This window comes from Pelosinus sp. sgz500959 (assembly GCF_042610375.1).
Taxonomy (GTDB): Bacteria; Bacillota; Negativicutes; order DSM-13327; family DSM-13327; genus CTSoil-075.
Genome location: NZ_JBGJZL010000004.1, coordinates 85,142 through 106,111, shown reverse-complemented (window position 1 = coordinate 106,111; position 20,970 = coordinate 85,142). Strand labels below are relative to the sequence as shown.

20 protein-coding genes are annotated in these 20,970 nt (G+C 39.5%); 4 read left to right on the top strand and 16 right to left on the bottom strand.

From position 1 onward, the window contains the following. Positions 1 to 20 precede the first annotated feature (20 nt). The 12 genes from ACAN52_RS07535 to ACAN52_RS07480 all read right to left on the bottom strand — a co-directional run bounded on the left by ACAN52_RS07535 (position 21) and on the right by ACAN52_RS07480 (position 13,532). Complete coding sequence (locus tag ACAN52_RS07535; protein ID WP_378953973.1) at positions 21 to 1,343, bottom strand: histone deacetylase; 1,323 nt, start codon at positions 1,341 to 1,343, stop codon at positions 21 to 23. Continuing rightward, complete coding sequence (locus ACAN52_RS07530; RefSeq protein ID WP_378953972.1) at positions 1,340 to 2,998, bottom strand: hydantoinase/oxoprolinase family protein; 1,659 nt, start codon at positions 2,996 to 2,998, stop codon at positions 1,340 to 1,342. The genes ACAN52_RS07535 and ACAN52_RS07530 overlap by 4 nt, the downstream gene beginning before the upstream one ends. A 175-nt stretch (positions 2,999 to 3,173) precedes the next feature. Then, on the bottom strand, positions 3,174 to 3,839 hold the full coding sequence (locus tag ACAN52_RS07525) for a coenzyme F420-0:L-glutamate ligase (RefSeq protein ID WP_378953970.1): 666 nt from the start codon (positions 3,837 to 3,839) through the stop codon (positions 3,174 to 3,176). Positions 3,840 to 3,850: 11 nt separating this feature from the next. Beyond that, a complete protein-coding gene (locus tag ACAN52_RS07520; protein ID WP_378953969.1) occupies positions 3,851 to 4,399 on the bottom strand; it encodes a hypothetical protein in 549 nt (182 codons plus the stop codon). A 75-nt stretch (positions 4,400 to 4,474) separates the two neighbouring features. Next, positions 4,475 to 5,275 (bottom strand): glutamate racemase, encoded by an 801-nt coding sequence (gene murI / locus ACAN52_RS07515; protein ID WP_378953968.1) that lies wholly within the window; start codon positions 5,273 to 5,275, stop codon positions 4,475 to 4,477. Positions 5,276 to 5,380: 105 nt separating this feature from the next. Then, entirely contained in the window at positions 5,381 to 5,791 is a 411-nt protein-coding gene (locus ACAN52_RS07510; RefSeq protein ID WP_378953966.1) for an acyl-CoA thioesterase, read from the bottom strand. 222 nt (positions 5,792 to 6,013) lie between these two features. Continuing rightward, the gene (locus ACAN52_RS07505) at positions 6,014 to 6,961 is read right to left on the bottom strand and encodes an AEC family transporter (RefSeq protein ID WP_378953964.1); all 948 of its coding nucleotides are present in this window, start codon (positions 6,959 to 6,961) and stop codon (positions 6,014 to 6,016) included. Between the two features lie 224 nt (positions 6,962 to 7,185). Continuing rightward, complete coding sequence (locus ACAN52_RS07500) at positions 7,186 to 7,803, bottom strand: molecular chaperone (RefSeq protein ID WP_378953963.1); 618 nt, start codon at positions 7,801 to 7,803, stop codon at positions 7,186 to 7,188. 39 nt (positions 7,804 to 7,842) lie between these two features. Beyond that, a complete protein-coding gene (nrfD, locus tag ACAN52_RS07495; RefSeq protein WP_378953961.1) occupies positions 7,843 to 8,766 on the bottom strand; it encodes an NrfD/PsrC family molybdoenzyme membrane anchor subunit in 924 nt (307 codons plus the stop codon). Between the two features lie 11 nt (positions 8,767 to 8,777). Further along, positions 8,778 to 9,317: a 4Fe-4S dicluster domain-containing protein gene (locus tag ACAN52_RS07490; protein ID WP_378953960.1), complete on the bottom strand. Its 540-nt coding sequence runs from the start codon at positions 9,315 to 9,317 to the stop codon at positions 8,778 to 8,780. Beyond that, on the bottom strand, positions 9,310 to 11,511 hold the full coding sequence (locus ACAN52_RS07485; protein WP_378953959.1) for a molybdopterin-dependent oxidoreductase: 2,202 nt from the start codon (positions 11,509 to 11,511) through the stop codon (positions 9,310 to 9,312). The genes ACAN52_RS07490 and ACAN52_RS07485 overlap by 8 nt, the downstream gene beginning before the upstream one ends. 332 nt (positions 11,512 to 11,843) lie before the next feature. Further along, positions 11,844 to 13,532, bottom strand: coding sequence for a methyl-accepting chemotaxis protein (locus tag ACAN52_RS07480; RefSeq protein ID WP_378953958.1), 1,689 nt, complete (start codon positions 13,530 to 13,532; stop codon positions 11,844 to 11,846). Positions 13,533 to 13,767: 235 nt separating this feature from the next. Here ACAN52_RS07480 and ACAN52_RS07475 point away from each other — a divergent pair, with 235 nt between their 5' ends. The 4 genes from ACAN52_RS07475 (at position 13,768) to ACAN52_RS07460 (ending at position 17,280) form a co-directional block, all read left to right on the top strand. Next, positions 13,768 to 14,712, top strand: coding sequence for a substrate-binding domain-containing protein (locus ACAN52_RS07475; RefSeq protein WP_378953957.1), 945 nt, complete (start codon positions 13,768 to 13,770; stop codon positions 14,710 to 14,712). A 341-nt stretch (positions 14,713 to 15,053) separates the two neighbouring features. Then, a complete protein-coding gene (modA, locus tag ACAN52_RS07470) occupies positions 15,054 to 15,854 on the top strand; it encodes a molybdate ABC transporter substrate-binding protein (RefSeq protein ID WP_378953955.1) in 801 nt (266 codons plus the stop codon). A 33-nt stretch (positions 15,855 to 15,887) separates the two neighbouring features. Then, positions 15,888 to 16,553 (top strand): molybdate ABC transporter permease subunit, encoded by a 666-nt coding sequence (gene modB / locus ACAN52_RS07465; RefSeq protein ID WP_378953953.1) that lies wholly within the window; start codon positions 15,888 to 15,890, stop codon positions 16,551 to 16,553. A gap of 25 nt (positions 16,554 to 16,578) precedes the next feature. Then, positions 16,579 to 17,280, top strand: a complete 702-nt coding sequence (locus tag ACAN52_RS07460; protein ID WP_378953952.1) for an ATP-binding cassette domain-containing protein — start codon at positions 16,579 to 16,581, stop codon at positions 17,278 to 17,280. A gap of 286 nt (positions 17,281 to 17,566) precedes the next feature. Here the strand turns inward: ACAN52_RS07460 and ACAN52_RS07455 are convergent, their stop codons facing one another. The 4 genes from ACAN52_RS07455 to ACAN52_RS07440 all read right to left on the bottom strand — a co-directional run bounded on the left by ACAN52_RS07455 (position 17,567) and on the right by ACAN52_RS07440 (position 20,830). Further along, entirely contained in the window at positions 17,567 to 17,770 is a 204-nt protein-coding gene (locus ACAN52_RS07455) for a molybdopterin-binding protein (RefSeq protein WP_378953951.1), read from the bottom strand. Between the two features lie 80 nt (positions 17,771 to 17,850). Continuing rightward, positions 17,851 to 18,864, bottom strand: a complete 1,014-nt coding sequence (locus ACAN52_RS07450; protein WP_378953950.1) for an ATP-binding cassette domain-containing protein — start codon at positions 18,862 to 18,864, stop codon at positions 17,851 to 17,853. Between the two features lie 50 nt (positions 18,865 to 18,914). Further along, a complete protein-coding gene (locus ACAN52_RS07445) occupies positions 18,915 to 19,601 on the bottom strand; it encodes a GTP-binding protein (RefSeq protein ID WP_378953949.1) in 687 nt (228 codons plus the stop codon). Continuing rightward, a complete protein-coding gene (locus ACAN52_RS07440; protein ID WP_378953947.1) occupies positions 19,592 to 20,830 on the bottom strand; it encodes an ABC transporter substrate-binding protein in 1,239 nt (412 codons plus the stop codon). The genes ACAN52_RS07445 and ACAN52_RS07440 overlap by 10 nt, the downstream gene beginning before the upstream one ends. Between the last annotated feature and the right edge of the window lie 140 nt (positions 20,831 to 20,970).

Genomic DNA, 20,970 nt, shown 5'->3' with positions numbered 1-20,970 from the left:
TTAGAGTCTCTTAATTTTTTTTACATACGCTCTAATACATCTTCATTTTTATTTTGTACAAGATAATATTGGTATTTACCTTGTTTTTTAGCTTTATAAACAGCATCAACTGCCATATTTCGACAATGAGAACAAGCTCCGCGAGAAATGACAGCTGCAAAAGCGGATTTATAACCAAAATTACCGCCATGCGCTTCAGTTCCAATCGTCAAATAACCAGCGCACTTAGGACACAATCGTACTTTTTCGATTTGCCGTTCATCAATCCCATGAGCATCATAATAAATATTACGCGTACGTTTCCAGAATTCACCAGCATTTGCTACTGCCTCGCGCCGCAGTTTCTCCCGCATGGACCACCGTTCTTGTCCTTCTGCAATGATTTTTTTTATTGCTTGTGTCACAGACGAAGGTTCTGATGGACATTGATCAATGTCTGGTTCGATCACCTTACGATAGTCTAGCCCAGCCATGGCTAAAATAATTCCGACATTCACATAAGGCAAAGCTCTCTCAATGGAATACCCACCTTCTAGTACGGCAATATCAGCTTTTAGCTTATCTGCTAATCGAGCATAACCTTGCGCTGTAATCGCCATGTTCGCTAAAGGATCACTATAATGATTATCCTGCCCCGCAGAATTAATAATAATTTCTGGCTTAAAATCTGCGAGTATCGGCATAATCAAATGATCAAGGACTTCATGAAGACCATGATCCGTCGTCCCTGGCGGTAAAGGAATATTAATCGTAGTCCCATGAGCCATGGGACTACCCATTTCATTGACAAAACCAGTACCTGGATACAAGGTCCGTCCATCTTGGTGGAAAGAAATAAATAAAGTATCAGCATCATGGTAAAAAATATCTTGCGTACCATCGCCATGATGAACATCGGTATCAACAATCGCTACTTTGCGTATCCCATAGGTTTTGCGTAAATATTCTACCATAATGGCTTCAATATTAATCGTACAAAACCCTCGCGTCCCATGAACAACCCGCATGGCATGATGTCCCGGAGGACGCACTAATGCAAAAGCTCTCGCAACTTCCCTCTTCATGACAGCATCGGCAGCAGCCATTGCCCCACCTGCTGATACCAAATGAGCCTCTGTAATCAAAGATCTCAGATCGGGCACACCAATATGCACTCGTTCTAGATCTTGGTACGTAGCGATTTTAGGTTTGTACTCTCGTATACTCGGCATATCGAATAAACCTTCTTCAATAATTTGGTCACGAGTATAAAGTAATCGCTCTTCCCGCTCAGGATGGGTCTTACTGATGGCCCAATCAAAAGCTGGAAAAAACACTAATCCTAACTTTTGAATGTCCATCATGATCCCTCCTTATTATTCACAATCACACCAGGTTTTATCTGCAAACGACAAGATAGGATTTTTCCCATTGTAGAAAACCCTTCAATCACATTAAATTCTTCAGAATAGATCATCTCGATTACACCAAGAGAAATACCTCTCAGCATAGCTAATTCCTCAAGATGCTTTTCCCCTAGCGCCTGAGCATCAACTAATGTAAAATTTCCTTTTGGCAGCTTACTTTTTATTCCTAGCTCAATCACTGTATAATACCCTGCGACTGTATCAGCTCGCAAATTAATCTCTACAGTCGACCTGGCTAATGCTGCCCCAATTGCATTGGCAACCATTCCTTGTTTAGGAAGTTTATAAGGTAGTCCCATTCGCTTTGCAACCAACGGTACAAGCCCAGCGGCCGCTCCCCCCACACCAACAATCTTTTCTGCGACGATGGAAGTCCCTTTGATCATATCTTCGACGCGATATACAGGTTGGCTAGCCTGCTGCGTAAACATATCCTCAATTCCCTGGCAAATTTGATCTACAACCCCACTTAATACTCGATCAGCCGTTTGCTGCAGAGTCTCTTCACTAGCTGCGACCAGCCTCATAGCCTGAGTCGCAAATTCATAATGACCAAAATCAATCAAACCAGCTACTACCATAGCATCTGTCACTGTAGGATAGTCTCCGCCAACTGCCATGGCTGAACCGCGGCGCATAGGTCCAATTTTTAAAACCCCTTCTTCTTGCCTTACGAAGCTATCGCCGCCAATTCCCACTGAATTCAGTCGAAAAGAGCGTAGTGCAGTCGCAAAACCAGCAACACATGCACCACCTTCTGCAAAGAGGGGTACCCCATTCTGCCACAAGGCAATGTCTGTAGTCGTACCACCAATGTCAAGAGATAAGGCTGGAACAGAAACAGGATTCATTGCCATAATCCCAAGTACGCTAGCGGCTGGTCCTGTAAAAATCGCCTCAACAGGATTATTTTTAGCAATCTCCAATGGCAAAGTACCACCATCTGCTTTTAAAATATAGATAGGCGCATGTATTTCCCTTGCCTTAAATGCCTGTTCCACCGCAGTGGCAAAGGCATTAAAATGTCGCCATACAGCAGCATTATAATAGGCCGAATTGGTGCGCCTGAGAAAATTTAGTGTGCCTGCAACCCCTGAACCGATTGTAATATGATCAGGATTCATCTCTTCTTTTACCCATTGCCTAGCAAGCTGCTCACAATCAGGATTACGTACAGAAAACTTTCCTGAAATCGCAAAGACTTTACACTCGTCAAACTGACGACATGCATTTACAACCTCATCGCGACGTGGCTTGGACACAATCCGCCCACGATGATCAACATATCCAGACAATACATACGGCTCAATTGGCAGTACGGATTGAATGTCCATTCCTGGTCCTGGCATAATAAATAGGCCGACAGGATCAACCTTCCCCTCAACCAATGCATTTGTAACAATGGTTGTTGATAAGGTAATCCGTGTAAACTGCCGATTCCCTACTTCTTTCACAATCTGATCGACTGCAACTAAAATCCCTTCTAGTAAGTTTCCATGAGTCGTCGGGGTCTTCACTGTATTGATCACTTTACCTGCTAGAACCGCCACACCGTCCGTAAAAGTTCCTCCTACATCAAGTCCCAATAACACATTATCCCCTCTTTTCTCAAAAATGAATCAGCACCGCCTTTTGCACCATTAAGCTGAGGATAGTCACCTACATGACAATATATTTTGCTAAAAATGTAAACAAAGAGGATAGCATTTTAGCCTATCCCCTTTAACAACGCATGACTCCATAAATAGGTAGTTTCTATATCATTAATTACGCTTCTTTGGCCACTCTTTCGGCTTTTGCATAATTTTTAATAATAACAATCGGCGTACGTTGAGAAGCATTCCCAAAAGGATTATCAATTAAAATACGAGCCAACTGCTTCGGATCAAGTCCTTCAGAAACACCAAGCACCGCTGCTCGTTTAAGATCATTCACATCTGCGACTGCTGCCCCATAACAACCTAACCGTTTTTTGATCTCTTCTGCTACGGCTTTAGGATCATGGGGGCCATAAACTAAACATTTATCAAAAGGTGGCATCGTACCGGTTACATCATCAACTAAGGCAGCCTGCGTTCCAGCCAATTTATAAAACACTCCACTTTTACCAATCACTTTGGCAAACATTCCAATGATCAAGGCAAATAAAACTCGCCACTTTCCTTCAGCATCCATAGCCGATTGCATACCATATACACTGGATAAACTACCTTCTTGAGGAATAAAACGACATAAGATCCTTGCCAAAAAACAAACTTTTAAGTCTTCTGGTCTTGTAATGCGTCCTTGGGTAATGGCAACTACACTTTCAGCCACAGATACCACATCATCAGGACCAACATCCTGCTTTGCATATTTCTCGATCATATCCACAATATTATCTTTATCTGTTAAAATACGCGTACGTACTGGTCTTAATTCAAGTTCTACCATGATCTTTCCTCCTATTCTGCAGTACCTTTTGCCTGAAGGGCTTCCCTTATTTCATCACATGTCATAACAAGCCGTTTTTTATGGATATACCAAGGAGTACGCGCAACGATTTGATACACAATATCAATGGCCATATCAACCGTGAGTTCAATCATTTCGCCAAGAGCTTGCTCAATACTTCCTTCTTTCGCCATAAATTGGACAGTAATGACAACGGTACCACCAGTCCCTGGGGTAAAAATAATAGCTTCAAAATAATTATCAGTACGTGGAGCTGTCGTCAGTTCCAACCTTGAACTCACTGCGACGCCTGCATACTGCTCATCTGGCAATAAATGTCGAGGATAAGCATCCATAATCGTCCCGCCTTGTGACCCTTTATTAATAAAAGGTACTTTACACGAAAATGTAGCTGTTTTATCCGTTAACTCTTCAAGGATAAAAGGCGTTCGCTCACCAACCAAAAAATCAAATTCAGCATCTCCTTGCCGAGCAATAAATAACCACACGGCGATGACCACTATAATAACTAAGAATACTAACATCATTAAGAAATCCACACCAAGGCCTCCATCTCTAAGAAAATTACTTTTTTTATTAGTATACCAAATTTTTCCCAATAGATCTACATAACTTTATTTTTGTAAGTTAACTAGCTCAAAATCCACTTGCCTTGTATCAAGCATATAACCAGCCATTTTTTTCGCCTGTTCCACATCTGCAGAAAAACATAATCGTACTTTCCCTTGTCCCTTAGTCGATAAACAATTTTGCTCCTGCAAAATACGATAGGCATCCATAGCAGTCTCTCGGGCGGGATTCACTAGAACAATATCTCTTCCCACGATTTTTTCAATCACTGAACTGACAAATGGATAATGAGTACAACCTAAAATAATAGACTCAACGCCAGCTTGCTTCATAGGCAATAAATACTCTGCAACTGCACTTTCGATTTGACTTCCTTCAATTTGTTCATTCTCAATGAGTGGTACAAGCTTGGGGCAAGCCTGTGAATAAACACTGACTTCTTTATCTTTCTCTAAAGCTACTTTTGCATGTTTCCCACTAGCGATCGTCGCCTGTGTCGCAATAACGCCGAAATTCTTTCCTGGGCTCACACTTAACGCCAAATCAACACCAGCATTCACACCAACCAATGGAAAAGGATAATGCTGCCTTGCCATGTCAATCCCCAGCGCCGTCATCGTATTACAAGCAACAACTGCCATCTTCACTTGTTTCTCAGCAAAAAATTGTAAAATTTGATGCATAAATTCAAGAATTTGCTCAGCAGGTCTTGGACCATAAGGCATTCGGGCTGTATCACCAAAATAAATATACTCTTCTCCAGGCATGAGTTCGATCAATTCCTTTACAACTGTCAAACCACCAATTCCCGAATCAAAAACACCAATCGGTGCATTATTACTCATTTCTTGCACCTCCTAAAATATACTGAATCTATCTAAGCTCAATTAAATACTCTAACTAGCAATGATCTAAAATAATATCTGTACTATTATTTATTATCTACATTTCTATTTTTTTCTTTCATAGCTCGCCTTTAGTTTATCATAATATTTTTCTGACAAACGGATGATCTTACCATTTTCACCTGTAAAAACATTCTGAGTTGAACCAGTAGCCAAGAGCACTTCATCTTCTTTGCGAATCACTCGATATGTAAAGACCATTTTAACAGGCGATACTTCGTCTAACGTTGTTTCAATCAAAATAATATCATCAAATTTGGCTGACGCGCGGTACTGACAATCAACATGAGTAATGGGAAAAACAATTCCTTCTGCCATGAGCTCAGTCAAAAGAATACCTGCCTGGCGCAAATACTCAACACGCGCCATTTCAAACCAACGAAAATAATTAGAATGATGTACAACACCCATCATATCAGTCTCAACAAAGCGAACTTTTTCTTGTACTGTAATCATACGACTAGCCTCACTTATCAATAAATTGCCATTAAACGTTCTTCACCCTTGGAAAGACAAAGGCAAACGCCCACCGACAGGTCACTCTGTCGTAGGGCGCCAAAAAAACATTCATTTATAAAAACTCTTTATTTATTGTACTTTTCTTTAAGGCTTTTGTCAAAAAATTGTTTCAAAAAAAATACATCGACTCAACTGCGAACTGATTGAATCAATCTGCTGTTAACTCCCTAGACCAATAAACAATATAGGATATACAACGAGTAAAAACACGATCGTTGTTAAGATAAATGCTGCTACAGATATGTGTATATTAAGACTATAAATTCGTGACGTAATCACAGCATTAACGGCCGTCGGCATACACGATAAAACCAAAATCGTATTGAGCATTCTCTGATCATGAATCACAAGCCGAGCTCCTCCATAAATCAGTAACGGTGTTAAAATAAATTTAACAACAGTAAGATCCTTTATATCACGATAATGCTCTTTTAATTTTCCAAAATCAATAGAATAGCCCACTGGTATCAACGCCGTCCACGCTCCAAAGTGGATCAATACCTGAGTCAAACCGTCAAGACTTTGGGGCCGTGGTACTCCCATCTGCTTTAGTACTACACCAAAAAGAATACCAATGATCGCCAATTGATTACGGCTAAAAAGAATGGACCTAACAGATACATCTTTGATTTTTTCGCCCTTTTGTGACCGATTATAGTAATATTGAGCTAAAGGATAACAAAACATAAACATCAAAATGTATTGAAATAAGACGACAAGTTGCTGATAAGCATAACCTGTTTCACCATATAACAGAAACACACAAAGGCCGCCGATGGTTCCTAAATTTGATAAAATTGCCGACATTACGTAACTTCCTCGATCAAGATCACTTGTATATTTATACTCTGCCACGAAATAAGCAATCAAGCCAGGAATCACCCCCATAGCCAGTCCCATCACCGGCAGCCAAATTAAATGATAGTCAAGGGGTAATACCCAAAAACTTAAAAAGGACAGGGCTGGATAAATGACAAGAATATTATTCAAAATCATTTTGTTAAAAACTGGCTCTTTGACTATATTCTGAAAGCGGCATAAATAACCGACCATTAGTGGGGCTAATAAATCAACTGCAAATAATAGAAGTTTTAATTTCATATCCATACTTTAAGAACAATTCACCCTCTCGACAATTATCGATTTTTTATTATAAAATAGCCATTCTCCATGTAAATGGTTTTTCCTTTTTTATAAACATATAACTTTTAACAACTACCAGATACGTAGGTTTTTAAATAAAGTAAAAAGTGAATCAGGAAGAGCTAGTCGCCATTCGGCTACTAGTCTCTTCCTGATTCACTACAATCGATGAATTGATAAGTATTTTTTTATGATCTTAAATTTTTATCCAATTCATATTTCAAAAATTCCGCAGTAACCTGGATTACTTGGCGATAAAACAGGGGAATATCTTGTTTAACCGCATCCTGATATAATTCATCCACCCAATTGAGATGCTCATTCATAAAAACTTTCTGTAACTCTATACTTTCATTCTCTAACAAAAATGCGAAAAACTCCAATTCTAAACATAGATGGTCAGGCATACTGCTATATTCTTGGGGAATACTCAATTGATACTGATCATACAGAGCTTGCATATGCAGAGCAAAATCACTCATTAAATGGCCCTTTTCCTTAGCGAAAGGTACTTCTGCAGTCTCATCCAATGTCCATTGGCGATAGATTGACTCGATGGGCAATACTCTTTTTACTGCTGGATAGAGAAAACTAAGACGATAGTCATTTCTAAGTCCGTTAATATCCTTAGCTAAATTGGGCCATAGTTGATAATTCTCACTATCAATCGGATACTGTAATGCTTCAAATGCGCTTTGGAGAAAATCTACGATGTCTTGCTGTTCTTCTCCAAACTCCTCTTGGGGTTCTTTTAGAGCCTCAGATAATATCTGATAGATATTGATCCGATAATCTTGTGTATTCAATTCAAAACCTCCTTCAAAAGAGTTTTGCTACTAGAGTCATTATAACAACTTCACATATACGCCAGCTGCTAAGATGAGATAACGCAAAATAAAACCACCTGTCAGTACAAAAGTTTCAGCAGCGACTAACATCCTAATTCCACTATACTGACCTTCTGTGGATGCACAGCCACTACCACTAGACGCTAGTGCCATGGAAGCAGCCATTTTATTTGTATACACTAGCTCATATATCTCAATAGCAATAGGTAGCCCTAATCCAAGTCCCATCAATCCTAACCAAAACATCGGCGCTAGTGAGCCGTTCATCAACTTAGCGACAGACTGTGCACCTGCAAGTTCTATTTTTCCAGCAGTATTTAAAAGTACAAAAATAAGGATAACTTCCATCATCAGTAAACCTAGATGTACCTTTTTGATACTTTCCAACTTTTCTACTTGGGTTTTTTCTATATAAATCCCAAGCAGCACGGCAGCAGCACAACCTGTAGACATACCAGAAACAGTAAAAAGCAACGGTAATATCGGGCTATTCCAAAAAGGGATTGCCTTTGACACGCCCAGTAATAAACCAGTATATACAGTAAGGGCAATAGCAAATAGTGAACCGATCACGCGCAACCACCCTGGTTGTGGCTTATTTTTCCAAGCTTTCCACCCTGCTAAAAGAGTAATCACCTGAAAACTAGTGATAATTAAGGTACCAACTGACATCATTGAATGTGGAAAATTCGCAACAACATAAAACAATCTAAGAGGATTATGTAATCCTGCCTCAGCATCAAGTACCAAGAAAACAGAACTAATCGCCACGAGTGGAACACAGAGCATAAGTCCATAACGCCGAATAATCTCCAGTCCCCGGTTGTTCCAAAAAGTCTCAATACAGGTTGCTGTCAAATAAGCACCACCAGCAATACCTGCCAGAAATAAGTAAATAGCGACAAGTGTACCCCATACCATATCATTTCACCTCACAGCACATAATAAATTTTTGGCTTCGTTTCCAGATCAGGTCGTAGCGATACTGCTTTACGCTTGATAATTTCCAGGGAAATCATACTTTTGGGATTATCAAGGTCACCAAAAATCCGCGCGTTAGTCAGGCAAGTCCCTACACAGGCTGGTTTACCGCCATTCTCAACTAATTCAATACAAAACCGACATTTTTCAACGATTCCTTTTTTCCCATCCACAGTATTGGCTTGATAAGGACAAACAGCAATACAATACTTACAACCAATACACTTCTTTTCTTCTACCAATACGACACCATCAGCTCTTGTAGAGCGTGCCTTAGTCGGACATACGGTCGCGCAAGGAGCATTTTCACAATGCTGGCATTGTATCGGCACCATCTTCCAGTTTACATCGGGATAAGTACCTTCTTCCTGTTCTTCATAACGAATAAAAGTATTTTCTGGTGCCAGCCCATTTTGCATTTGACAAGCTACTGTACAAGCATAACAACCAACACATTTTTTTGTATCAATCAACATTCCATACCTAGGCATTTTTACCCTCCTTGCGAACCCGCACGACAGCTTCTGCCATCATACAATGTCCAGAAATTGGCTCCAGACGAAAAGGAGCAAAATCATTCATACTCAGACCAAAACCGACTGAAGTTTTGAGGCCTTTTGCAATATTACCAAAACCCATTGGTATAAATACAGCTTCTGGGTGTATCCGTTCTGTTACTTTCACGTCCACTGTACCTTTATATAGTTCTGATTCCACAACGACTTGATCACCATCTTTAATTCCTAGCGCCTTTGCTTTGCTAGCATTCATCCATAAACGTTCCAAATGATACTGTTTGGCAATTTGCATTTGATAGGGATTATTGGCAGTAGCCGAGTGAGAAATAATAGCTTGTTTACCATGAATCAAATAAAATTGATCTTTTGTTGGCTGCACCAGTGGCGGTTGCCATGTTGGAGCTCCAGGAAACCCAGCCGCAGTAAATTCTTTTGAATAAAACTCAACTTTTTTCGAACCTGTCTTTAATGGAGTAAACCCTTCTTTCCATTCTTCGTTTAACATAACAATATTCTTTTCTTTTAACTGATTCCAGCTGAGCCCAAGGGGAGATAACATGGCATCATTTAACTCTTCTAATGTAAAATTAAAATATTGACCCACACCAGCGTGTTGGGCAATACGAGTTACCATCTCATTGAAGGGTCTTGTTTCAGAGTGTATTATATCAATCGTTTTGGAACGTACCGCAATGCAAGGTTTTTTACCACTTAATGAACCTACTACTTCATCTCGCTCCAGAAAACTAGTTTCAGGTAATACATAGTCAGCAATTTCTGCCGTTTCTGACATCTGAATGTCTACAACCACAAGCATTTCTAATTTACTTAACCCCTCACTCATAAACTTAGGATCGGGGAAATTGCGCACCATATTATGTCTATATACAATACCAGCTTTCATTAACCCTTCATGGGCTCTTTGCGCCATTAACTGAGGAATACCATCTTTCGGCAATGATAATGGAAATTTTCCTTTAACTCCCGAACCATCAGCACGCTCAACTTTCGGTTTGGGTGGATTGGGATATTTTAGAGGATCGAAATTTCCAAATTTAGCATTCACTCCAAAATATAAGCCACCAGCCTTACCTAAATTACCTAACAAACCATTAATACACGCTGCAGCTCTAGCCGTTTGGCTACTATTTTGATAGCTACAGCCATATGCACCTTTCCACGAAGGTTCAAGTAAAGATTGAGGTTTGGCAGCTGCGAGTTCCCTCGCTAATCTTTCAATCGTCGACGCAGATATACCTGTGATTTCTTCTGCCCACGCTGGCGTGTTATTTTCAATTGCTAATTTAAATTCTTCAAAGCCTACACTGTGATTTGTTACAAAATCAACATCATATAAACTTTCTTTAATTAGTACATGCCCTATTGCTAATAACATAGCCAAATCTGTGCCAGGTCTAATGGGTACCCACTCACTGGCTAATGGCATTGTCTGATTGTGACGAGGATCGATCATGACAATCTTTGCCTTTTTGCTTGCGATGGACGCTAAGGACCCTAAGGATGAAGGACGAATACCTTCCGCATAATTTCTTCCTAAAAATACAACATATTTGGCATTACCAATATCTGCACTTGGTACGCCACCCATGGTATAGGTATAACCTACATCTCGTCCAGAACGACAGGACGTCCCATGTGTCATCACATTTGGCGATCCCAAGGCATGCATTAACCGAGCCCCATAAAACTCACTCGTCGGACGAGGATTGTGTGCGAAAAAAATGTTTCCTGGTCCTGATATATCAGCAATCTTTCGTAATTTGGTACCAATTTCATCATATGCCTGATCCCAACTAATTGCCTCAAACTGACCATCCTTTATTTTCTTCAATGGGCGGGTTAAACGATCAGGACTATAGGGCCAAGCAATGCTAGCATGTCCGCGACCACATAGTTTTCCTTTGTTATAGGCATGATCAGGATGCCCCTCTACTTTCCATACGCGACCATTTTTTAAATATACAAACATCCCACATTCATTCGAGCAGGAACCACACAAGTTAGTTTTCACAATAATTGGTGATGATTCCGCAGCTTGTAGCCAATTGGAAAACCCAAAAAGTTCCCATCCTGATACCGTTGCTCCAGCGACTGCTACTGTTTTTAAAAATGTCCTTCTAGAGAACTTAGTCTCCCAACTCATCATGTCACTCCCATTCATTTACTTTAATCATTTAAAAATTACTAGTGCCAATAAAAATATACACTGATTGATTATACCTACATCTGTTGGTGTGCACAACTGCATCTTATGATAAACTCCTCCCTCCATATAGTAAGATCATCTTATTCTCATAAAGAAAACTTGACTTTAGTCAAGCCCCAGCGCAGATCAAAGTCTTAGTTCTCCTTACTTGTAATCAAGAAAGGGCTATACTTTCTGATTACGTAAAGAAAGAGTTTGCGTCTGCAAACTCTCTTACTTCATTATACGAAGGTTAATTTTAATTGTGGACGTCTCTCCTATCCATTGATATCTTACAAATGAAATTTTGATATAACAACCTGCAAATCGCTAGCCATATGAGACAATGCTTGACTCGATGAAGCAATCTCTTCCATAGAAGCTGATTGTTCTTCAGCAGCTGCCGAAATAGTTTGCGTATCAGCGGCAGTTTCAGAAGCCACGGTCTTGACACCATTCACTGAACGAACGACCTCATCACTCGATGCAGAAAGTTCCTCAGCAGCCGTACTGATTTCTTGAATCTCACGATTTAATTCTTGTACCATCGTCACGATGAAATTAAAACGTTCACCAGTAGCAGCGATCACTTCCGTACCATGAGCGACTTCCGCAGTACCCTGATTCATAGTTGCGACTGCAATATTGGTTTCTGATTGAATATCACGAATAATTGTACTAATCTTTTGGGCTGCTTCATGGGACTGTTCTGCGAGTTTTCGCACCTCATCTGCAACTACTGCAAAGCCCCGTCCTTGTTCACCAGCTCGCGCCGCCTCGATGGCAGCGTTGAGTGCCAGCAAGTTAGTTTGACCAGCAATACCACTAATTACATCTACGATTTGACCGATTTGTTGTGATCTTTCCCCCAGTTTTTCAACGACTTGCGCTGATTGAGTCACCGAATTTTGGATAGCTTGCATTTGATTTGTCGCTTGCACTACAGCTTCACTGCCTCCAGCAGCAGCACGAGCCGTTTCACCGGATTTTTCAGAAACTTTATTAGAATTAGCAGCAATGTGGTTGATTGACATTGTCATTTCCTGAACAATTGATACCGTCTGCTCTACGGCATCCACTTGATGAGATGTACCAGTTGCCACGTTAGTCACGCTTTCAGCGACTTGACCTGCGGCTTGTGCTGATTGTTCAGAACTAGCCGTTAATTCTTCACTGGCCGCAGCTACTTGTTCAGAAGATTTGGCGACTTGGGATACTAGATTTCTCAAGTTTTCAGTCATTATGCTAAATGCTTGCACAAGATCCCCAATTTCATCTTTCCCTTGGTAGTCAATGGTATCTACTGTTAGATCTCCATAGGCGATATTTTTTGCAGAATTGGCAACTGCACTAAGAGGTCGTGAGATCCGGCGTGCCAAGTAAAAAGAAGCTACACAAGCCACAATAAAAATTATGATATCCCAAATCCCAAGAGAATTTTGCATATTATCGGTAGCATCAACATTTTCTTTAATGCGTAAATCCATGCGTTCACTCAAAAATTTTACAGTATCATTCATATTTTTTTCAGCAGCTTGGATTTTACCTCCTGCTGCAGCTACTGATTTCAAGGCTTCTTGTTCTCCGTGAGTATTGCGGGAGGCAATTCCTTGATCAGACACCTTATGATACTCACTCAAAGAAGCCTTAAGATCAGCTACTTGTTGCTTACCTTCTGGCGTAGTCAATTTCTTTTCTAAACTATCCATTGTTTTACTCATCTTTTGCCGAGAGGCATCATAAGCCTGAGTGTATTTAGGATCAGCTGTTAAAATATAACCACGGACTAGAGCTGCTTGGTTATTCAACTCAATATTAACATCCTTTACTTCTATGACTAAGGGTACACTACGCTTAATCACGCCATCATAACCAGCTTGAATGTTATCAATTTGATAGTATGTATATACATTAAGTCCTGTAAAAGCAATAACCACCATCATACATATCAATAGAATCTGTTTCCCGATTGTTACACGCATTTTTCTTACCACCTTATATCTTTCATTAATTTATCAGGAAACAATTTTCATTTTCCGTTCCCCGTATATTCCACATTTTTTGATAAACTTCCTGCCACTTTATAACGACTACAAAAATATAACTATTTTAAAAATTGCATATAATAACGATATAAACACTGATTGTCCGTTGTGATTTTTTTTAAAATAAGATATGCTGTAAGCAATACTATGAAGTAACTATGAGGTGAAACACTTGTCTGATACTGTATCGTATACCCCAGAAGAAGTAGCTCGAATACTAAAAATTTCACGTTTCACAGTGTATGAATTTATCAAACGCGGCGAATTAACCGCCTATCACATCGGACGAAAATTGCGCATTGAGGCAACTGATTTAGAGATTTTTATGAAAAATGCAAAAGGAGCTAACCAAATACCCCCTCAACCAACCCAACACATTGAACAACTGATGAGTCCATCTCTTCCCAGTCAAGATGGCTTGATCATTTACGGACAAGATGCTACTCTTGATGTATTAACACGACATTTAGAAAAAAAAATGCCTCATGTTCGATTTCTCCGTTCCTATAATGGCAGCATGGATGGTTTGATTGCTTTATACCGTGGTACAGCCAATTTGATTACAACTCACCTTTGGGACGGAGACACTGGAGAATATAACACCCCTTATGTCCGCCACCTCCTGCCAGGTCAGAGGGCACTCATTATCAATCTAGTCTACCGCCAAGAAGGATTTTATGTTGCTCCTGGTAATCCAAAGAATATAAAAGATTGGCCCGATTTACTTCGATCTGATATTCGCTTCATCAATAGAGAGCGTGGTTCTGGTGCTAGGGTACTTCTCGATGAAAAGTTTCGTAAGCTTAATCTTGATCCTCGCGGCATTCCAAACTACAATCAGGAAGAAACCAGTCACCTCGCTATCGCCAGTTCAGTTGCTCGCGGCGAGGCCGATGTAGGACTCGGTATTGAAAAGGCAGCGATGCAAGTACAAAATATAGAATTTATTCCTCTACAAAAAGAACGCTATGATTTAGTCATGTTACGACATGATCTGGAAAAACCTCACTTTCAAGCCTTATTATCCATACTTCGTTCTCCTGCATTTCGCAATGAAATAGCAGGCATGGGCGGTTATGATGTATCGCGAATGGGTGATATTATGGCAGAGCTCTAATCTTAGATTGATACTGAAAAACATTGTCGATAAAACAAACTTATTTAAACTGAACAAAAACGAACTCGCTTTCTCCTTTGCTGTTGATTTAATTCTTATTTTCTTACTGAATTAAGTTTTTATATTGACTCTAGTTTAGTTTTGTAGTATTTTTAGTATAGTAGGAATACTTAATTTCGCAAAAAAAGCTTTCAATGTATTTTTAAAATGAAACCATGATACAAAGGCGTGTCAACTAATCTAGTTCTATCGAGCTACGTTTAGTTGATTTTTTTTCGAAAGTGGTACTTTTTCTATTCCTATGAAGAAACGAAAATCAAACACTAGGGGGAAAACAATATATGAAAACACGTTTATTATCTCTTTTGATGGCAGTTTTTTTAATCACCTCACTTCTCGCCGGGTGTAGCAGTGAAAAGCAAACTGCTCCAGCTGCACCAGTACAAAAAATTGAAATGAATATCTCAGCGGCTGTCAGTCTCAAGGATGCACTAGAAGAAATTCAAAAAAATTATGAGGCTAAAAATCCTACTATAAAATTAATCTATAATCTCGGCGCCTCAGGTGCTCTCCAAAAACAAATTGAACAAGGTGCTCCTGCTGATATTTTTATGTCGGCCGCTCCAAAACAAATGAATGATTTAGAAGCCAAAAATCTTGTCAATAAGGCAACTCGTAAAAACTTAGTTGAAAATAAGCTGGTTATTATTGTACCCAAGTCATCGACTATTGCTCTTACAAAATATGAAGATTTAACTAAAGATGAAGTACAAAAAATAAGCATTGGCGAAACAGCCTCCGTACCAGCAGGGCAATATGCGCAGGAAGTTCTAAAGAAATTGGAAATCTGGGATAAAGTCAAGGATAAAGCAGTTCTGGCAAAAGATGTCCGCACTGTATTAACCTATGTCGAAACAGGTAATGTGGAAGCTGGTATTGTTTATAAAACGGATGCTGCGTCTAGTGATAAAGTAAAAATTACAGCGACTGCACCAGAAGGTTCTCACCAACCAATTGTCTATCCAGTTGCAGTCTTGTCAGGAACCAAACAACAAAAAGCTGCCGAAGATTTTCTTGCCTATCTCAGTACTCCTGAATGTAAAGTCATCTTTGAAAAATATGGCTTTACTATGAGCAAATAATAGAATGATAATAAGATGGTGCAGGTGAAACTTATGGTCGAATGGCAACCCGTTATTCTCTCAATTAAGGTTGCGTCTATTTCAGTAGTATTTGTATTTATTCTTGGGATACTATCGGCCTATGTCATGAGAACGATTGATATTCCAGGAAAAGCAGCCCTCGAATCCTTCTTTACTCTGCCTTTAGTTCTACCACCTGTCGTCATCGGGTTTTTACTGTTAGTTTTAATTGGTAAACAAGGCCCTGTCGGCATCTTACTACAAAAATATTTTGACATGCAAATTATTTTTACTCAATCAGCTGCTGTGCTGGCTGGTACTGTTGTCTCCTTTCCTCTCATGTATCAAAGTACCAAAGCAGCTTTCGAAAGCATTGATAAAACATTGGAAGATGCCGCTCGCACTCTTGGTGCTAGCGAATGGCGAGTCTTCTGGACAGTGACGATCCCCTTATCCTGGCCAGGTCTCGTCTCCGGTTTAGTATTATCCTTTGCCAGGACCTTAGGGGAGTTTGGCGCTACCATTATGATTGCCGGTAACATCCCTGGCAAGACACAAACGATTCCATTAGCAATTTATTTTGCAACAGAGTCAAACGACTTAGTAACAGCAGGTATGTATGTCATCATTATCAGTGTCATTACCTTTTCCATTATTTTCGGCCTGAATCATTGGAAAGGAACAAAAACAATCTTTTAAGTTACAACGGAGAAGGAGCAGGATCATGTTAACAGTTGATATTAAGAAAAAGCTCTCTGACTTTACCCTAAATATCTCATTTACTGCTCCAAATAAAACTCTCGTATTATTCGGGCCTTCGGGATGTGGTAAATCAACGATATTGCGTTGTATTGCCGGGTTGCTAAAACCCGATGAAGGCAGCATTACATCCAATGATACCACTTTCTATTCCTCAACATCTGGAATTCATCTGCCACCTAAGGGGAGAAATGTAAGTTATATGTTTCAAGATTTTGCACTTTTTCCTCATATGAACGTAAAACATAATATTTGGTATGGAGTTAAAACTCATAATCAACAAACAAATGAATTATACGAAAAACTCATTACCTTATTAAAAATTGAACACTTACCTCACCGCACGATCAATCAATTGTCTGGCGGGGAAAAGCAACGGGTAGCCATGGCCCGCGCTCTTATGGCCGAACCCCAGATCCTTCTCTTAGATGAACCTTTATCAGCTCTCGATGCCCAAAGTCGCTATGAATTACAAGATGAGCTTAAAAGGTTGCAAGAAATCTGGAACATTCCATTTATCCTAGTGACTCATTCACCAGAAGAAGCCCAAGCCCTCGGCAGTGAAGTATTATTTCTTCATCAAGGACAGCAAGTGTCTGAACCACCACCATCGTGGAATATGAATCCTAACGGAACGACAAGAAGTTCTTTTCAATATTTTTATTAATCTATAATAAAAAGCAGGCATGATCGAAAATCGCTTGCTTTTTATTATAGGCAAAAGAGATTTTCAAAGCTGCTATGATTTGAAAATCTCTTTTGCGAAAACCAAGGAGTACAGGGACTAGGTTTCACACATGAAACCTAGTCCCCGTACTCCTTGGTTTTCGCAAAAGAGATTTTCAAATCACAGCAGCTTTGAAAATCTCTTTTGCGAAAACCAAGGAGTACAGGGACTAGGTTTCATGTGTGAAACCTAGTCCCTGTACTCCTGTTTTGGTATGTAATCTTAATTATTTTATAATCATAACTTCTGTAGACTTGATGAGTGCAGTCACTTCATCGCCTACTTTTAATCCCAAATCATCAATGGAATCCACAGTAATGGTAGCGACAATTTCTTCACCTTTATAGTCAACTACAACTTTGGCCATTACACTACCTTTAACAACTTCTTTGACAATACCTTGCAATTTGTTTCTACCGCTGATTTTCATAATAATATCCCCCTTTTACTATAATTTTATATAAAAGAGCTAAGCTCTCTTATAACAACTAATAACCACTTCAATCAAATTTATTCTTCAAAATCCATGGAAATCTGATCAATAGATCCACCACTGCGTAGTACTTCCCGAATTGCCAGCATTTTTTGATCAATTTTAGTCAATGTAGCGAGATTACTTCGTTCTTTTTCTGTGGTTACAATCACTTTACTGATACCCCCATTTTTAATTACAATTCGTTTATCCCCCATTAATGCCAAGATGGGGTCATGAGTTGCCATCAGTACTATTTTTTCTTTATCAATCAATAACCGCAGTGCCTTTTGGCGATCAATCCCCGCATTCTCAATTTCATCAATCAATACAATCGGTGACGAACTTAGATAAGCTGTATCAGCAATCATCAAAGCCCGTGACTGACCTCCACTTAAGGATGTGACAGGCGTATCCGGAGCGAATTCTTCTCCTGCCAATTCATTCGCTTTTACAATAATATGGCTGGTCACTTCTTCTATATTCTCCAGCATCCGACTTTCCGCATGCATACTCACAAACTCTTCTACGGTTAAATCCATAATAAAATTCATGTTTTGGGAAAGCTGGGCCACTAGTTTATGTTCAACAGAAAATCGACATTTTAGATCAGGTAACTGTCCATTGATCAGTATTTTACGATTGGTCGGTGTATCTTTTTGGGCTACCCATTCAATATCGGCCAATAGTCTACTTTTCCCCGAACCAGTAGGTCCTACGATGCAGACAATTTCTCCTGCATGTATGGTCAATTCTATGTCTTCTGACTTTCCATACTTGTCATTGCCACCGATGATCGTAATGGAGTCTACTTTCATTTTATCTTCTTTTAATTTCTCCATTTGGATCATAAAGGAAAGAAATTGATCAAGAAAGTCTTGGCGCCCTATCCCTAAATCCTGTAAAGTATCTTCTTCTAAAGTAGCAAAATACTCTGCAATCGGATATTCTTCACGCTGCTGAAGATTTGGTAGTGAAGAAAAAAAATCAAGGGCATACGGATAAGATTTAAATAATTGTTTTAGCGTCATTACAGATAGACTATCCCACATGGAATTCACCTTCTTATTCACATATAATTCTTTTTCCAACGCCCTGCAATTTAGCTAAGATCCATTTTACGCACATTTCCCATTTGAAAATTCTGCCCAATACGAGTTTGTCCTAAACAATAAGAACAAGTAGCAGCTGGCATGGAAAACCGCAAATGATAATCTGCAATTCCCTCTAAATTCTGGGCATTTTTAAATAATTGACCAACTTCTCTCGCACCTTGACCAGTAATACCATTGACATGAACAATGATGGCACTTGGATTTGCTTGCTTGACCCGAAATGCAAATACCTCCCGCTCAGCCTGAGAAACGATATCACCTTTGGTGATAATGACAATATCGGCAAGTCTCAGCATGGGCCCTACTTTACGTGGCGTATTCACCCCGCTTAAATTATCAATCACACACACTGCCATAATATCACGAATGTGAGGCGAACAGCGATTACACAAACCTGCACTCTCACTAATTAACAAGTCAAACTCTTTTCTGCGCGCCCATGCCAGACAATCTTGAACATTATTGACAAAAAAATGATCTGGACAAAGATTCCCCGATAAACCAGTCTTTGCTTCAATGCCTTTTTTTTCATAGAGAACCTGATCCTGAGTGGACAAGCAATCAAACTTTACCACACCGACCCTCAGTCCCTCATCTTGAAGAGCTTCAATAATTTTTACTAGGACGGATGTTTTACCCACAGAGGGTGGTCCAGCAACAGTAATTAGCTGCATATTTCTTTTCCTCCAGCACGATAGACATTCATAAATGTAGTATTCATCGTATTCACTAACTGCTCGATATCATTATGTTTGATAAAATCCCAACCTAACCATTTTAATTTCACATGCTCAGGAAGATTGACTTTCACATCGGCATGAACGGCTGGAAAATAAGCCTCTGCACAAATATGAGCGATTTGAAAGCCAGTCAGATAATCGGATAACTCTTGCATTTCTTGCATTTTATCAGCTTTAATCAACACTGAAATCGGATAAGCTAAGATCCCCTCTTCTGGCCATACAACTTTTATATGATCAGACTCCCTCATTGTTTTGTAAAAAAAGTAAGGCATAATATGAACGGGCGCTACATCTTTACGGTTACTCATCAGTTCTTTAACCATTTGCGCCGGGTGGAGTCCACACTTTACAGATCGTCCTAATTGCTCTACACCTTCTATGCCATAATCTTTATAATAATTAAGATGGACAACATCACAAAAAACGTCGCCATGCCCACGCATCACAACCTTATTTTCAAACTCAGGTTTTAATAAATCGCCCCACGACTTAGGCACAGGAATATCTCCCAATCGTTTTTCATCTACGACCATTACAAGAACATTTGCCCCAATCACTGTAAAATGCCCATCGGGATCAATCAGACCAGCCTCAGCTAAACGAGGATGTACAGGACGATTGATTACATCAGCAAAAACGCCTTTATTTACAAACCGCTCCATAAAATTTTTGTAAAAGAAACTGTATCCAGCGGTCATAATGATATCAGGGATTTCATTTGCTTCTTCAAAATGTTCTAGGTAATCTTCATAATCAAGGTGATCATTAAAGAAAGATTCAATGCAATAATTAAGTGGCAGATTTTTTTCTTCTCGCAGATAATCCAAGAAGAGTTTTAATTCACTTTGCATGGGAACCTTTAAGGGGCAAGGCAATAGGGACAACATATTTAGATGTTCGGAATGATTGTCAAAGACCGTTGATTCCAGATTTTTATATTTTTGTTTTTCCGCAAGTTTCTCTTCTAATAATGATATAAATGCTGCAGGATTGATACCTTTACTCTTTAAAGCAGTTTTTAGTTTTAAAACCACTCCCAGCTGCTTTATAACCGTATCATCAGCAAAAATGGGAAAGCCATTATGAATAAAGACCTCGCGTGTTTCAGGGTAATTCTTAATAATTTCATCAATTGTCATTGTTAATTGTATCTGTTCCACGCCTTTTCCCCCTTTTGTACATTATGATTTATCATTCTGTCCATTTTTCCGTTTTTAAATTACGATCAATTAGATTCTACTTTTACCTAAAATTAAAACCGGTTTGAGGCGTAAAAACACTTCAAACCGGCACATCATTG